4 protein-coding genes are annotated in these 16,555 nt (G+C 65.2%); 2 read left to right on the top strand and 2 right to left on the bottom strand.

The features are described from left to right. Nucleotides 1–190: 190 nt before the first annotated feature. A complete protein-coding gene (locus tag LB543_RS10640; protein WP_224614064.1) occupies nt 191–6,247 on the bottom strand; it encodes a translocation/assembly module TamB domain-containing protein in 6,057 nt (2,018 codons plus the stop codon). Between the two features lie 2 nt (nt 6,248–6,249). Then, the gene (locus tag LB543_RS10635) at nt 6,250–8,178 is read right to left on the bottom strand and encodes an autotransporter assembly complex protein TamA (protein WP_224614063.1); all 1,929 of its coding nucleotides are present in this window, start codon (nt 8,176–8,178) and stop codon (nt 6,250–6,252) included. A gap of 280 nt (nt 8,179–8,458) precedes the next feature. On the opposite strand from LB543_RS10635, the gene LB543_RS10630 reads away from it, so the two are divergent. Both LB543_RS10630 and pbpC read left to right on the top strand, forming a co-directional pair. Beyond that, entirely contained in the window at nt 8,459–13,957 is a 5,499-nt protein-coding gene (locus tag LB543_RS10630) for an alpha-2-macroglobulin family protein (protein WP_224614062.1), read from the top strand. A gap of 173 nt (nt 13,958–14,130) precedes the next feature. Beyond that, nucleotides 14,131–16,221: a penicillin-binding protein 1C gene (gene pbpC / locus LB543_RS10625; protein ID WP_224614061.1), complete on the top strand. Its 2,091-nt coding sequence runs from the start codon at nt 14,131–14,133 to the stop codon at nt 16,219–16,221. The last annotated feature ends 334 nt before the right edge of the window (nt 16,222–16,555 follow it).

The following is a 16,555-nucleotide window of genomic DNA, read 5'->3' as shown; positions in this document are numbered from 1 at the left end:
GACGGCGTGGATTGGGAACATGTTAGCGAATGTGCAACTTTGGGAGGGGAGCGGTTCGCGCGATAGCGACAGTCTTGGCGCAAAATTGCTAGTGCGCCCAGATTTCGCCAAAATCTCTTTTGCCGATTAAACTGAGACATTCGCACCGGTTACGACAGCGCCAGTTGCGGCCATGACGAGGGCCAGACCCTCAGTATTCCTTCTCGTAAAATATGCCGCCCTTGGCTTCGCCGGCATCCGTCGCCTCACCGCGCAATTTGACGCCGCGCCCGACATTGAGGTCGATGGTCGCCTTGCCTGAACCCGGCTTGTCGCCCTTCTGGATCGTCACATAGGTGCGGTCGTTCAGGTACTTGCCGGCCGAGACCGCTGTGCCACCCTTCTCATCGGTGGTGACGTCGAGATCGTCGACGCCAATGGCGCCGCGCAGATTCTCCAGCAGCGACGTAGAGCCGCCGACACCAGCCAGTTGCCCGGCCGCTTCGGCCAGCTGCGCAATCTGCAGCGGCGAAAGGTTCGACATCGACCGCCCGAAGATCAGTTGCGCCAGCACTTCATCTTCCGGCAGCGCCGGCACCGAACTGAAGGTGAATTTCGGATTGGTCGCCTCGCCCGAGACCACGATGGTGACGGTTGCGCCGGTCGTGGTCGTCGTCGCGGTCAGGTTGAGATAGGGCACCAGCGAGCCGGAGAACCCGACCGTGCCTTCGGTGAAGGTCAGCCGCTTGCCAAGGATCGACAGCCGGCCGCGCTGCAAGGTGAAGGTGCCGACGGCTTGCGGCGACGAGGCCGGGCCGGTCAGTTTGAGCGAGCCGCCGAATTCGGCGTCGACACCCCTGCCCTGGATGAAAATCTGGTTCGGCGCATTGACCGTGACGTCGAGCGCAAGGCCGCTGCCGCCGCTCTTGCCGCTGGTCGTCGCCGGGCGCAGCGCCTTGTCCTGCGCCCTGACCGGGCCTGGCGCATTCTTGTGCTTGACATCGAGCGCCGAGAGCGAGCCCGGCAGTTTGTCTGGAACCGTGATGACGGTCTTGGCCAGGTTGACGGTGCCGGCAATCGCAGGTGCCGAAGTCAGCGGCCCCTTGATCGTCAGGTCGCCGCCAAGGTTTGCGGTCACCACGCGTCCATCCGTGTAGCGGCCATCGGTGAGCTTGATCGACAGGTCGGCCGGGAATCCTTGCGCCGGATTGATGCCGACCGTACCGCTGGCCGACAGGCTGCCGCGCGTCGACAGCGTTCCGGTCAACCGATTGATCCTGGCGACGCCGTTGCCTATCGAGACATCGGCCGCGATATCGTTGACGGCAAGGCCCGAGCGTGCGTCGACCAGCCGCGCGCCCGAGGTTTTGACGCTGCCGCCGATCACTGGCGATGTCGCCGGACCGCGCACCTGCACATTGACGTTGGCATTGCCAGTCAGCGACAGGCCCTGTGCGGCAAGCTTCCCGCTGAGCAGGCCGAATGGAGCGGCACCGTTGAAGTCGAGCGCCAGCGCCGGCGTGCCCGCTGTCGTCACCGTGCCGCCGCCCTTGAGACCAAGGCCAGCCCCGTCGCTGATATTGGCGTTGAAGGCCAGCTTGTTGCCGGCAAAGGTGCCGGACGAGGAAACACTGACCGCGCCGACGCCCGCGCCACGGGTCTGCGATGTCTGCACGCTGGCGGCGTCTATGTTGAAGGCAATGGCGGGGCTCGCCGGTGCACCCGTCACCTTCACCGTGCCGGAGATGGAACCAGCGGCATCGAGCCCGGGCGAGAAACTGTTGGCGAGCGACATCGGCACGCGCGCCAGCACAGCATTGATGTCGAGCGCCTGCCCGACCTTGCCGGTTACCGTCGCGGTGCCGCCGCCAAGGTTGAGCAGCAGCCTGTCCAGGGTCGTCGTGCCGTTGGCGATGCTGACGGTCGAGGCCTGGGCGATGGCCGCCTTGATTCCCTGGACGGTCGCCTGCCCCGAAGCGAGCTCGATGGTGGTGGTGCCGCCGGCCACCTTCACGCGGCCGGCTGCCCTTGCCGGAATGCCCTTGACCGTCGCGCCGCCGGAGAAGCCGGTCCAGTCGCCATCGCGCTTCAAATCGACATCGATGCCGCTGATCACGGTGCCGCCCGATGTGACGGTGTCGGCGCGGATCTTGCCGGAGATGACTGGCGCGCCGAGATAGTTGGCGATCAGCGCATCGATGGAAACGGCTTTCGCCTGGAGATCGCCACGCGTGATCGAGGCGGTAGCCGCCTTGATGGCGACTTGGGGTGCCGCGCCTTTCCTGGAGAAGGCGATCGTGCCGCGCACGTCGCCTTCCGCCTTTTCCAACGCCAGCGCGGCGAGCGGGCCGATATCGGGCAGGTCGAGCGAGATGGAGCCTTCAGGCACGAACTTGTCGTCCAGTGCCAGATCGCCGGAGATCCTGTTTTTGCCCAGCGACAGAAGCAGGCCGTTGATGGCGCTCTTGCCGCCGGCGGTTGCCAGCACGGCACTCCCCTGCAGCGCCTGGCCGGCGACAATGCCGGTGAGCTGCACATTGGCCGCCGGGTTGGCGGCATCGGCCTTGCCGGTGGCGGTGAGCTTCAATCCGGTGATCTCGCGCGATGCCACCGAGAGCTTGTCGCTGTTGACGGTAAGCGACAGGTCCGGTGCCATGGTCGGCCCTTGCGCGCTGAGCGCGAAAGCTATGGCGCCCCTGGCATCCTTCGACAATGGCGAGATGTCGCTTAGCGTCCCCCTGATGTCGGCGGTCACTTTGTTGTCGGCAAGGCTTGCCTGCCCGTCGGCGCTCAGCGCGCCCGAAGTCAGTTTCAATCCACCCAGGTTGAGATTGCCGTTGGGCTCGCGCTTCAGCGTGGCGCTTATCTCGGCGCGGTCGCCAAGCATGCCGCGTGCCGCCGCTGGCAAGGCCGATGATGGCGCATCCGCCTTCAGGTTGAGGTCGATGGCACCGTCACGCAGCGAAACCTGGCCGGCGACCTGGCTGCTGAGGGCATCGCTTTTCAGCGAGCCGCTGTCGATGGCGACGGCGTCGGCGCTCAGCCGGGCGTTGAGCGCCGCCGTGACCTTGCCCGCCATGAGTGGCGCGATCGTTGGATTGTCGAGCCCAACCTTGTCCACCGACACCGTTCCGGAAACCGGCCCGGCGCGATTCCTAAGATCGAACGCATCCGAGTGCAGCGTCAGGGTAAGTCCGTCCACCTTCGCAGGGTTGGTGACGACCGAGGGCAGGATCGCGGAAAGGTCCAGCCGGGCATGCGTGCTTTCACCCGCAATTTTTGCCGACACTGATCGGACCTCGATCTTGACCGGACTCTCGGCGCTTCCGACCGTCAGCGGCAGGCTGGGGCCGGACGAGGTCAGATCGATCGCGAAATCGTTGGCCCCATTCGGGTTGATGGTGCCGGCGGCCTGGCCGGAGACCTTGTCGCCGGAGAGGGTGGCATGGTCGACCGCGACGCCGCCGGCAATCGTGTAGCTGCCGACCGCATCGACGGCGAGCGGTCCGAGCCCTGCCTGTCGCGTCTGGCTGGTCTCGGCGCCGGCCAGTTTCGCGTTGAACCGGATGTCGGGAGACGCCGGCGCTCCGCTCACTTCAGCGATACCGTCAAGCGTTCCCGCGGCATCCAGGCCCGGCAAAAACGCATTGGCAAGGGCGGCAGGCAAAGCGGAGACCTGTGCCGCAAGATCGAGCGTCTCGCCGGCGCTGCCCGACAGCGCCACCTTGCCGCCGCCAATATCGAGCGCCAGCTTGTCGATCTTGGCCGTGCCGTCGGCGATGGTCAGAGCCGACGGTTCGGCAATCGCCGCCTTGATGCCGCGAATGGTGGCTTCGCCCGAGGCGATCTCGACGCTGGTGGTGCCCTCGGCGATCTTCACCCGACCGGCAGCGGTCGCCGGAATGCCCGCGATCGTGGCGCCGCCGGTGAAATTGGTCCAGTCGCCGTCGCGCTTGAGATCGACGCCGATGCCGCCGATTTCGGTGCTTCCCGAAGTGACCGCATCGGCCTTGATGGTGCCCGAGATCGCCGGCGCCTTGAGATAATTGGCGACCAGCGCATTGATGGCGATCGCCTTGGCCGTCACCTCGCCACGCGCAACCGACGCGCTCTTGGCATCGATGGCAATGGAAGGCGCGTCGCCGTCCTTGGCGAAGAGGATGGTGCCGTTGATGTCGCCGGTCACCGCCTGGCCGGCGAGCGCGGCCAACTGGTCGATGGCAGGCGCGGCGAGTGTCAGCGTGCCCAAGGGCATGAACTTGTCGTCGAGCGCCAGGTCGCCTGAGACCTTGTTGTCGCCCAGCGAAACAAGGAAGCCGTTGATCGAACGCTTACCCTCGCTGGTCACCAGGGCCGCCTTGATGTCGAGCGGCTGGTCGTTGACGGCGCCGGTCAGCGAGACGTTGGCGGAAGGGTTCGTTATGTCGGCTTTGCCGCTCGCGGTCAGCTTGATGGCCTTCACCGTGCGGCCCGAAGCGGTCAGGCTGTCGCTGTCGGCGCTAACAGTGAAATCCGGCGCGGTGATCGCGCCGGTGGCCGACAGCGCGAAATCGACCCCGCCGGCAACCGGCACGCCGACCGTCGGCGACAACACCGAAACGTCACCCAATTTGCCCTTGATGTCGGCCTGGATGTCCGTGCCTTGCATGCTGGCCGTACCGCTGGCGCTGAGCGATCCCGAAGTGAGTTCGATGGAGTTCGCGGCGAAAGAACCTTGCGGATCGCGCGATGCGGTGGCCGAGAATTTTACCCGCCCGCCGAGCACCGAGGCGATCTGCTGCGGGAACGCGGTCGCCACGGCATCGGCGTTCATTTTGAGCTGCATCGACATGTCGGCGAGCGCTACCGTCGCCGTCAGCGACGCATTGAGCGCATCGGAGCGCAGCGTACCTTGATCGATGGCAATAATGGCGTCCTTGCTGATTGAACCGGCCAGATCGACGTTGACCTTGCCGGTGATCAGCGGCGCCAACGTCGCGACGTCGGTTTTCAGGCCGCCCGCCTCCAGCTTGACGGCAACCGGGCCGGCGCGATTCTGGATATCGAAACCATCGGAATGGATCTGCGCCGCCAGATCGTCCAGCCGCGTGCCGCCGACGACGATCGAAACGAACGAGGCGCCGATGTCGACGGTCGGCGCCTTGCCGTCGCCGAAGGCGCGCGCGGTGGCGTTCTTGATCGCGAGCGTGATCGGCTGCGCCTTGCTGCCGACGCTGATCACCACGGGCGGGCCCTTGGCGGCGAGTTCGACCGACAGGTCGCTGGCGCCGGCAGGATCGGCAATGCCGGAGGCAGTGCCGTGCACCGCATCGCTCTCGATGCTGGCCCGGTCGATGCTGATGCCGCCAGCGGATGTGGCGGTGCCCGCTACATCGAAGCTGGTCTTGCCGGCGAACAGCGACTTCAGGTTTTCCGGCAGGAAACGCGCAAAATCGCCATCGCCCTTCGCCTCGACATGATTGCCCTTGTCGGTGAGCTGGTGCCGGCCGGTGAGTTGGGTGACGATCCGATGGTCGACGAGGAAGGTGCCGACACCACTCCAGTTGGCAAGCGGCCCGCTGCCCGAAACCACGATGTCGACCGGTGGCGCATCCTGCAGCTTGAGCAGGTTGGCAATGATGCCGCCGGCCGGCTCCGACGCCTTGAGGTCGAGGTCCAGCTTGTTGTCAGCGGGTGCGAAATGGATCTTGGCGTCGACATTGCCCTGTTTGCCGTCGCGGCGGGTGACGTTGAGCACCGTCTGGACCGCCAGTGGCGCGGCATCGGCCTTGAGCATTCCGTTGGCCGCGAGCTCGGCGATGCCGCTGCCGGCTAGCTGCTCGCCAAGCGCGATTTCCGGCAGGTCGATCTGCTTGATGTCGATGGAGACAGGCAGCGTCGTCGTGCCGCTTTGCGCCGGCGGTTGCGCGCCGGCCACCGGCAGGCGCGCCAGTTCGATGCGTTCGGCCGCGATGCGGTCAGCGCTGAAGCTTTTCGACAGAAGCGCCGTGGGTGACCAGTCGACGGCCACCTTGCGCGCCACCAGCCAGGCGCCCTGGCGATCCTCCAGCACGACATGGTCGACGCTGAGCGCGCCCGACCAGATGCCGTCGATGCCGCTGACGGTGACCTTTCGGTCGTCGCTCGAGGCCAGCCGCGAAATGATGCCGGCGAGGTTGTCGCGCCCGCGCTCGGTCTTGGTCAGCACGACCAGCGCGCCGATCGCACCCGCGACCACGATCAGCAGGGTGTAAAGGACAATGCGAAGGATGCGCCAGACCGTCTTCATCGTCAAAATGCCTGGCCAATGCCGGCATAAATGCCGAAATGCGGGTCGCCGGGATCCCGGTTGAGCGGCACGGCCGCGTCGATGCGCAGCGGTCCGAACGGCGTGACATAGCGCAGCCCGACGCCGGCGCCGACCTTGACGTCGGAGAAGTTGGGAACCGACCTGGTCGATACCGTACCGGCATCGATGAAGGGCACGATGCCGATCGTGTCGGTGACGGCGATACGCATCTCCACCGAGGTTTCGAAGAAGGAGAGGCCGCCGATCGGCTGGCCGGTGAAATCCTTCGGACCTATGCCCTGATAGGCATAGCCGCGCACCGAACCGCCGCCGCCGGAATAGAAGCGCCGGTCGGCCGGAACGTTCTGCAGCCCGGTGCCGACGATCGAGCCGACTGTGACGCGTTCCGCCAGCACGAACTTCGACGCGGTGTCCAGCGACTGGTATGCCGAGCCCTCGCCCTTCAGCTTGAGGAACGCCGCGCCACTCAATATGTCGTAGCTCGGTTCGGCATAGGCGAGCACCCTGAAGCCCCTGGTCGGGTTCAACCTGCTGTCCCTGTTGTCATAGACATATTGCAGCGGAATGCTGGCGATCAGGTAGGTGTGCTTGCCGAAGGCGTCGTGAATGCGTGAATAGTCGAGCGCGACCTCGGCCGATACGGTCTGCTTCTTGTCGAGTTCATAGGACAGGCCGGCGCTGCCCTTGACCGAGAAATGGTCATAGGCGTCGGGATGCTCTAGCACGGTCTTCACGCTGGCGAAGAACTTCGACGCCGGGCCAATCACGCCGGGTTTCTCGAACATGATTCCGGCATTGTAGTTCAGTTCGGACAGATTGTTGCTGCCGATGCCGCTGATGGCGCCGTCGATGCGCAGCTTTTCGGCACGGCCAAACAGATTGCGATGGCCCCAGTAACCTTCCAGGCCAAGCCCCTCGGTGTTCGAGAAGGTGCCGCCGAGGCCGTAATAGCGCGGCTTGCGCTCGCTGACCTGGACGCCGATCGGGATGTTGCCGTCGGCGTCGAGCTTGTCGGCTTCCTTGAAGGTCACGCTGTTGAAGACCTCGAGCGCCAGCAGCCTGTCGCGCGCGTCGCTGATCTCCTGTGGCGAGTATTGCTTGCCGCGCTTCAGCCCGGTCATGTATTCTGTGAAGTCGCGGTCGACCTTCTCGGTGCCTTCCACGGTGGTCGCGCCATAGCCGGCGACCGGCCCGGCTGCGACCGTCAGCGTCACGTCGAGCGTCGATGTGGCATGGTCGGCGACGATCTGCCGGTCGGTCACCTTGGCCAGGGGCCTGCCCTGCTCCATCAGCGTCCGCACGATCAGCGCCTCGGCCTTGAGCACCGCGCCCGATCCGGCGTCGCCACCTGATATCAGGCCGTAATCGGCGCTCATCAGCCCCGCCGCGTCGCCCTCTAGCCTGATATTGCCAAGGGTGAATTTGGGGCCGGCCGAGATGGTGATCGCCACTGGAATGGGCTGCGGACCCTTGAATTCGGCGTCCGGCGGCAGTTCGTCGAGCGGCTTGCCGTCGATGGTGATGGTGACGACGCCTTCATAGCGGGCATCGGCATAAAGCGCCGCCACCAGCTGTTCGCGGTCGCTGCGCGCCTTGGTCATCAGCCCGAGCGAGCCCGAAACCGGCCGGTCCTCGTCGCCCTTCAGCGCTGAGGCATTTTCGAGCTTCTTGACGAGATCCTTGTCGGCATCGGGTGCGGAGATGGTCACCGCGTAGCGCAGGGGATCGACAATGTCAGCGTCCTCGTCTTTAGACGACCCCCACAGCTTGATGCCGAAAAGCTCGAACGCGGCCGCGTGCCTCGATTCGCAAAGCAGCGCCGTCCCGCACATCATGGCCAAAAGCAGGGCGCGCGGAAGCACGCGCCTTGGCGCGGTCCCTCGTGACATCTGCTCTTCATACGCCGGCATTAAGACAACCTAATTCGTAAACCTAAAATTGGAATGAAGTTCTGAAGCGCTCGTAAAGGGGCCACAATCCAATTGTCTGAAATAGGACGGGCTTGGAATTCACACCTTCTGCGTTTCCGCAAGAATGCGTGATCCCCTGTCCTATGGAGGTTACTGTCGCATACCGGTCCTTGGCCGGAAAATAAACCGTTGGCGGGCGGCACCTGCCGCGTTCGCGCGTTGACAAGCCCGACTGAAGCTTGATCATGCCCGGACGTCTGCAATTGTCTGGAGGGGTGTTATGGCAATGCGCGCGGCTCGTGGTCTGTCGATTCTCGTCCTTCTCTTCTTCGCCTGGGCCACCGCCTTAGCCTGGAACGGCGTCGCGCAAGCGGCCGAGGCCCGGCGCATCGCAACGACCGACAATTCCGACTATTTCGGTTTCGACCTCAGGTCGGACCAGAACGTCACGCTCGACCAGTGCAAGACGACATGTCTCGGCGATCCGGCCTGCCGCGCCTTCACCTACAACACCAAGGCCAAATGGTGCTTTCTCAAATCCGACTATAACCAGTTGAAATCCTTCAACGGCGCGATCGCCGGCAAGGTCGTCAACATCGACGGGGACCCGGACATCGGCGCGCCGCCCGAACTCGCCTTCTTCCCCAACTGGTTGGCCGACCAGGCCCAGCAATACCGCAACAAGCTGCTTGGCCCGGCCTTTGACAAGCCGACCGAGGGCATGGCGGCTCTTACAAATGCCGCCGAACAGGCCGTATTGGCTGGCGACCATCGCTCCGCCATGCGGAAATACGAGGCCGCGGTCTCGGTCATGCCGGACGATGGCCAGCTCTGGCTCAAGCTGGCGCGCGAAACGCTGGCCGTGCAGCCTGCCGCGAACACCTCCGAGGCGTCTACCTTGCCGACGAACGGCACCTCAGCCGCCTTCAACGCCTATAAACTGCTGCGCACCACCAAGACACGCGCCGAAGTGCTGGCGCTGCTCGGCAATGGTCTCGACAAGCGCGATCTCTACCGTCCGGCGCTGCAGGCCTTTGAAGCCAGCCTTGCGCTGGAAAGTTCGCCCGCGGTCCAGGCCGAGTATGCCGATCTCAAGGCCCGCAAGGGGTTCCGTGTCATCGATCACTCTGTCGATGCCGACACCAGCGCACCGCGCATCTGTGCGCAATTCTCCGAGGATCTGGTCAAGACCGGCGTCGATTACGCGCAGTTCGTCACCGTCGACAACGCGCCGCCGAAGGGCGTCGAGGCCAAGGACAAGCAGATCTGCGTCGAAGGGCTCGAACACGGCCAGCACTATGACGTGACCTTCCGCGCCGGCCTGCCGGCCGCGATCGGCGAAGTGACCGCCGCCCCCGTGGTGCTGTCGATCTATGTGCAGGATCGCGCGCCGTCCGCCCGCTTCACCGGCGACAGCTTCGTGCTGCCGGCAGGCGCGCGCCGCGGCATCCCGATCGTCACCGTCAACATGAATGGCGCCGAGATGAAGCTGTACCGCATCGGCGACCGTTCGCTGGCGCAGCTTCTGTCGGGTTACCAGTTCCTGCACCAGTTCGACGGCTATGACATCTCCAACATTTCCGAGCAGATCGGCGCGCCGGTCTGGCAGGGCCAGCTCGACATCGTCAACGACCTCAACAAGGAAGTCACCACCTCCTTCCCGGTTGACGAGGCGCTGCCGCAGCGCAAGCCCGGCGTCTATGTGCTGACCGCGCAGCCCGTCAACGACAAGAGCGACGACTACGGCTCGCTGGCCACGCAGTGGTTCGTCGTCTCCGACATCGGCCTGTCGACCTATACCGGCCAGGACGGGCTCAACGTCTTTGCCCGTTCGCTGGGCAGCGCCAAGCCGATTGCCGGAGCCGAACTGACGCTGGTTGCCCGCAACAACGAGGTTCTCGGAACCGCGACATCGGATGCGAACGGCCACGCCGTCTTCAACCCCGGCCTAACGCGCGGTGACGGCGGCATGGTGCCGGCCGTGCTGATGGCCAAGCAGGGCGACAATGATTTCGTCTTCCTCGACATGGCCAAGGCCGGCTTCGACCTGTCCGACCGTGGCGTCACCGGACGCGCCGCACCGGGCGCGCTCGACGTCTATGCCTGGACCGAGCGCGGCATCTACCGCGCCGGCGAGGACGTCCATGTCGCCGCCCTTGCCCGCGACGGCGCGGCCAAGGCGGTCGAGAACCTGCCGCTGACATTCATCTTCTCGCGTCCCGATGGCGTCGAGGACCGCCGCATCGTCAGCGACGGCGCATCGGCCGGCGGCCACGCCGTCGACCTGCCGCTCGAACCCAACGCCATGCGCGGCACATGGTCGGTGTCGATCTACACCGACCCCAAGCAGCCGGAGGTTGCCAGCCAGATGTTCCTGGTCGAGGACTTCGTGCCGGATCGCATCGAATTCGACATGAAGGCCGACAAGCAGGAGATTGCGCGGGGCGAAACCGCCAACATCGACATTGACGGCCGCTTCCTCTATGGCGCGCCGGCGGCGGGCCTGGCGCTGGAAGGCGAACTGACACTGTCGACGTCGCGCGACTGGGACCGCTTCCCCAACTTCTCCTTCGGCCTTGCCGACGAGCAGTCTGCGCAGCCGACGGTCACGCCGCTCACCGATCTGCCGGTGGTTGGCGATGACGGCAAGGCGACCTTCCCCGTTTCCGTCGACCAGTTGCCCTCGACCACCAAGCTGGTCGATGGCAAGGTGACGGTGCGCATGCGCGAAACCGGCGGCCGCGCCATCGAGCGCTCGCTCAACATCGGCATCCGCCCGCAAGGCCATATGATCGGCATCCGTCCGGATTTCGCCGCCGGTGAAGTGCCGCAGGGCGGCACGGCCAAGTTCAGCCTGATCGCCGTCGATCCCGATGGCAAGCGAGAGGCGCTGAAAGGCGCGCAGTGGACGCTGGTCAAGGTCGAACGCAATTATCAGTGGTATCGCTCCAACAACTCCTGGAACTACGAGCCGGTGAGCTTGACCAAGTCGATCGCCAACGGCCAGGTCGACCTCAACGCCGACGGCGACGCCACGGTCTCGGTACCCGTCGACTGGGGCCAGTACAGGCTCGAGGTCGAGACATCGGACCCCGAGGGACCGGCGACCAGCTATGAGTTCGACGCCGGCTGGTATGTCGCCTCGACCACCACCGAAACGCCTGACGGCCTGGAGATTGCCCTCGACAAGGATAACTATGCCGCGGGCGAAGTGGCCAAGCTGAAAATCTCGCCGCATTTTGCCGGCGAGCTTCTGATCAACATCGGCTCCGACAAGCTGCTGAAGACCATCACGGCGACCGTTCCGGCCAACGGCAGCACCGTCGATATCCCCGTTGGCGACGACTGGGGCGCCGGCGCCTATGTCACGGCAACCCTGTTCCGGCCGGGCGATGCGCAGGAAACGCGCATGCCCGCCCGCGCCATCGGCGTGAAATGGCTGACGGTCGATCCGGGCGCCAAGAAGCTTGCCGTCACGCTCACGCCGCCGGACAAGACAATGCCGCGCCAGCAACTGTCGATCCCGGTTTCCGTGGCCGGCGTGCAGCCGGGCACAAACGCCTATGTCATGGTTGCCGCCGTCGATGTCGGCATCCTCAACTTGACCAACTACAAGGCGCCGGACCCGGAGAATTGGTTCTTCGGCCAGCGCATGCTGGGCATGGAGATCCGCGACATCTATGGCCGCCTGATCGACGGCTCGCTGGGCACCACCGGCAAGCTCAGGACCGGCGGTGACGGCGCCAACATGCAGGCGCAAGGCAGCCCGCCAACCGAAAAGCTGGTCGCCTTCTTCTCCGGCATCGTCCAGCTCGATGCCGACGGCAAGGCACGGATCGACTTCGACATTCCGCAGTTCAACGGCACCGTGCGCGTCATGGCTGTCGCCTGGACCAAGGAAGCGGTCGGCCATGCCCAGTCGGACGTGATCGTGCGTGATCCCATAGTGATCACCGCCGGCCTGCCGCGCTTCCTGGCGCCTGGCGACAACGCCGTCATGCGGCTGGACGTCGCCGACACCGACGGCCCCGCCGGCGACTATGCATTGTCGATCGATACCACTGGCGACCTGTCGACAGGCGAAAAGCCCCTGCCGCAGAAGCTGACGCTCGCCCAGGGCAAGCGCCAGACCTTGACCGTGCCGCTGATCGCAAAGACGGCGGGCAATGCTTCGCTCACCATCAAGCTGGCGCACGCCGATGGCACCAAGGTCGAACAGACGCTCTATGTGCCTGTGCGCCCGGCCCAATTGCCGGTCACCACGCGCCTTGTGGTCGACCTCAAGGGCAATGGCGGCGCGCTGCGCGTCGACAAGGAACTGCTGGCGGCAAGCCTGCTTGAAGGCGCTTCGGTCAGCGTCGGCGTTTCGCAGGCGGCGGCCTTCGACGTGCCTTCACTGCTGATGACGCTCGATCGCTACCCCTATGGTTGCGCCGAGCAGACCACCAGCCGTGCCATGCCGCTTCTCTACGTCAACGAGATGGCATCGGGCGTCGGCATGGAAAACGACCCTGACCTGCACGGCCGCGTCCAGGACGCGATCTACAAGGTCCTGAGCTACCAGTCCTCGAGCGGCAGCTTCGGTCTGTGGGGTCCAGGCTCCGGCGATTTGTGGCTCGACGCCTATGTCAGCGAGTTCCTGACCAGGGCGCGCGAGCAGAAATACGACGTGCCGAGCCTGGCGATGAACCAGGCCCTGAACAACCTGCAGAACTCGCTCGGTTACGACCAGAGCGTACAGGACCGCGGCAGCGAGATCGCTTACGCCCTCTACGTGCTGGCCCGCAACAAGAAGGCCTCGATCGGCGACCTGCGCTATTACGCAGACACCCAGCTCGAAGCCTTCTCGAGCCCGATGGCCGTCGCCCAGCTCGCGGCGAGCCTGGCGCTCTATGGCGACACACAGCGTTCGGAGGCGACGTTCAAGACCGCGCTGCAACTCGCCAAATCGAGCACCGACTACGACTGGTACCGCTCCGACTACGGCTCGTCGTTGCGTGACGGCGCGGCGATGCTGTCGCTGGCGGCGGAATCGAAGCCGGCATCGACGATCGTGCCCGAGCTGATCAAGCTGGTGACTAGGAAACGCGCCGAAGTCCGCTGGACCAGCACCCAGGACGATTCCTGGATGCTGCTGGCGGCGCGTGCGCTGAAGGAGGGCAATGATTCGATCGCGTTGACCGTCAATGGCGCGCCGCATTCCGGCGGCTATTCCAACCAGGTCAACGGCTCCGACCTGGTCGACAGCCCGCTCGAAGTCGCCAACACCGGCAAGACTCCGCTGCAGGCCGTCGTCACCACCGTGGCCTCGCCGATCCAGCCTTTGCCGGCCGGTGGCGATGGTTTCACCATCAGCCGCACCTACTACAAGCTCGACGGCACCGAAGCCAATGTGACGGAGGCAACCCAGAACGAACGCTATGTCGTCGTGCTCAAGGTCACCGAGCGGAACAGCTGGCCGTCGCGCCTGCTGGTCACCGACCTGTTGCCGGCCGGCTTCGAGATCGACAATCCCGGCCTGGTCTCCAGCGCCCAGCTGTCGAACTTCTCCTGGCTGGCACAGACCGACGCCGCCCATCTCGAATTCCGCGACGACCGGTTCGTCGCGGCGTTCAACCCAGCCGACGGCGACCACGACCACAATCTGACGCTCGCCTATGTCGTGCGCGCCGTGACGCCGGGCACCTACGCCCATCCGGCGGCAACGGTTGAGGACATGTACCGGCCGCAATATTCGGCCCGCACCGCCACCGGCATGATGGAGATCAAGGCGCCGTAAGGTGCCTTGGCGGATATGAACGTGAGCCTTGCGCTGCCCCTCATTGCCCTGCCGGGCATTTCTCCCCGTATAGTGACGGGGAGAAAGGGGCTAGCGTCGACCGCCGCGACAGGTCCCTTCTCCCCGTCACTATACGGGGAGAAGGTGCCGGCAGGCGGATGAGGGGCGGCACCATGCTCTCCAGAAAATTCCTTCGCCGTGCAGCCATAACGCTGGCTTCCTGCGCCGGCGTCCTTGCCCTTTCCGTCGCTTCCCTCTGGGAACTCGACCGCGCTTTTCCGCCACCATTGCCGGCGACGCTCACCGTCTCCACCGAAGTCCAGGACCGCGACGGCCAGTTGCTGCGCGCCTTCGCCACGCCGGACGGCTACTGGCGGCTGGAAACCCAGCTCGACCAGGTCGACAAGCAGTTTGTCGACATGCTGGTCACCTATGAGGACAAGCGCTTCTGGGACCATGAGGGCGTCGATGTGCTGGCGCTGGCCCGCGCCGCCGGCCAATTCGCCACCAGCGGCCATATCGTTTCCGGCGGCTCGACCCTGTCGATGCAACTCGCCCGCCTGATCGAGCCGCGCGAGAGCCGCAGCGTCGGCTCCAAGATCAAGCAGATGTTGCGCGCCATCCAGATCGAGCGGCGGCTGTCCAAACGCGAGATCCTCGAGCGCTACCTGACGCTGGCGCCCTATGGCGGCAATCTGGAAGGCGTGCGCGCCGCTTCGCTCGCCTATTTCGGCAAGGAACCGAAGCGGCTGACGGTTTCAGAGGCCGCGCTTCTCGTCGCTCTCCCGCAATTGCCGGAGAAGCGCCGGCCTGACCGCAATCTCCAGATCGCCCATGCAGCGCGCGATCGTGTGCTGAGCCGCATGGTCTCGTCAGGCCTGATCGGCGAACGCGAGGCGGCACGCGCGGCACTCGACGATGTGTCGGGGCTGCGCCGTACCTTGCCGGCGCTTGCCGCGCATGCCGCTTATGCGATGCTGCCCAGGGCCGTTCCCGGTCAGCCGCTCAAGCTGACCATCCGCAAAAGCGTCCAGCAGGGACTGGAACAGGTAGCACGCGACGCAGCGACAAAGCTCGGGCCGCGTCTGTCCGTCGCCATGGTGCTGGCCGACGCACGCACCGGCGACATTCTGGGCGAAGTCGGCTCGGCCAATTTCTTCGATTCCAGCCGTTCCGGCTGGATCGACATGACCAAGGTCGTGCGCTCGCCCGGCTCGACGTTGAAGCCGTTCATCTACGGCCTCGCTTTCGAGCAGGGACTGGTGGCGCAGGAAACGTTGATCGAGGACAGTCCGGTCGATTTCGGTGGCTATAGGCCGAAGAATTTCGACATGGGCTATCAGGGCGATGTCAGCATCCGTCAGGCGCTGCAACTGTCGCTCAACGTGCCGGCGATCCGCGTGCTCGACGCGGTCGGCCCGGCGCGGCTGACCGCGCGCTTCCGCCAGGGCGGCGTCAACCCGATCCTGCCGGTCAACGAAGCGCCGGGCTTGGCCATCGGCCTCGGCGGCGTCGGCGTCACGCTGCGCGACCTCGTCCAGCTCTACACAGGGCTCGCCAATGGTGGCAAGACGCACTCGCTGCATGACGGCACCGAGCCGGCCAATGCCGTGAGTTCGACCACCACCATTCTCAACGATCAGGCCAACTGGCAGATCATCGACATTTTGTCCGGTGTGAAGCCGCCCGAAGGCGCCTTGCAACGTGGCATTGCCTACAAGACCGGCACCTCGTACGGCTACCGTGACGCCTGGTCGGTCGGCTTCGACGGCCGCTACGTGCTGGGTGTCTGGGTCGGCCGGCCCGATGCCGGCGCGGTGCCGGGCCTCTCGGGCTATGTCTCGGCCGCCCCGATCCTGTTCGAAGGCTTTGTCCGCTCTGGCCTGGCAACCGTGCCGCTGCCAGGCAAGCCGCCTGGCGCCTTCACCCCCAAGCGCGAGGAACTGCCCGTGACGCTTGCCCGCTTCGGCGCCGGCGCGGATGGCCTGGTGCAGGCGACGCCGACCGAACCCGCGCCGACCATCATTTTCCCGCCGGATGGCGCCCGCGTCGATCTCGCCACCAACTCGGCCGACGCCTCGCCATTGGTGCTGAAATTGCAAGGCGGTCGCGCGCCGTTCCGCTGGCTGGCCAACGGCAAGCCGCTCATCGGCCTCGACCGCCGTCGCACCGCGACATGGCAGCCCGACGGCGCGGGTTACTCGACGCTGACCGTTATCGACGCAGCTGGACGGGCGGCGAGTGTGAAAGTTTTCGTTGAATAGAGTGGGACAGGCGATTCATAGAATTAGCTTTCGATGAGGTCAGCGGATAATCAGGATACTCGCCCATGCCTGTCCGAGGCACTTCGCGCAATCCTCGATTGTCGGTAGCGTTAGTTGCGGCAGCGCTGGTTGTGACAATCTCTTTCGCTGCCTTCGCCGATCCCCTTCCTGCCGGCAGCGCTTCGATTTTCCGGTGACCGCCGGGTAAACCTGCCCTTGCCCGGCAACCTCGCAACCCTAGATGGGCCGGTTGGCGGGCCGACCCGGCGCGGGGCGGCCGCGAGGAAAATATTTCCCGACGCCGAGGCAGGTCGCCGAAGATTTTCTCCAGGAG

This window comes from Mesorhizobium sp. ESP7-2 (genome assembly GCF_020164715.1).
Classification (GTDB): Bacteria; Pseudomonadota; Alphaproteobacteria; order Rhizobiales; family Rhizobiaceae; genus Mesorhizobium.
This window is presented reverse-complemented; position numbering and strand designations above follow the sequence as displayed.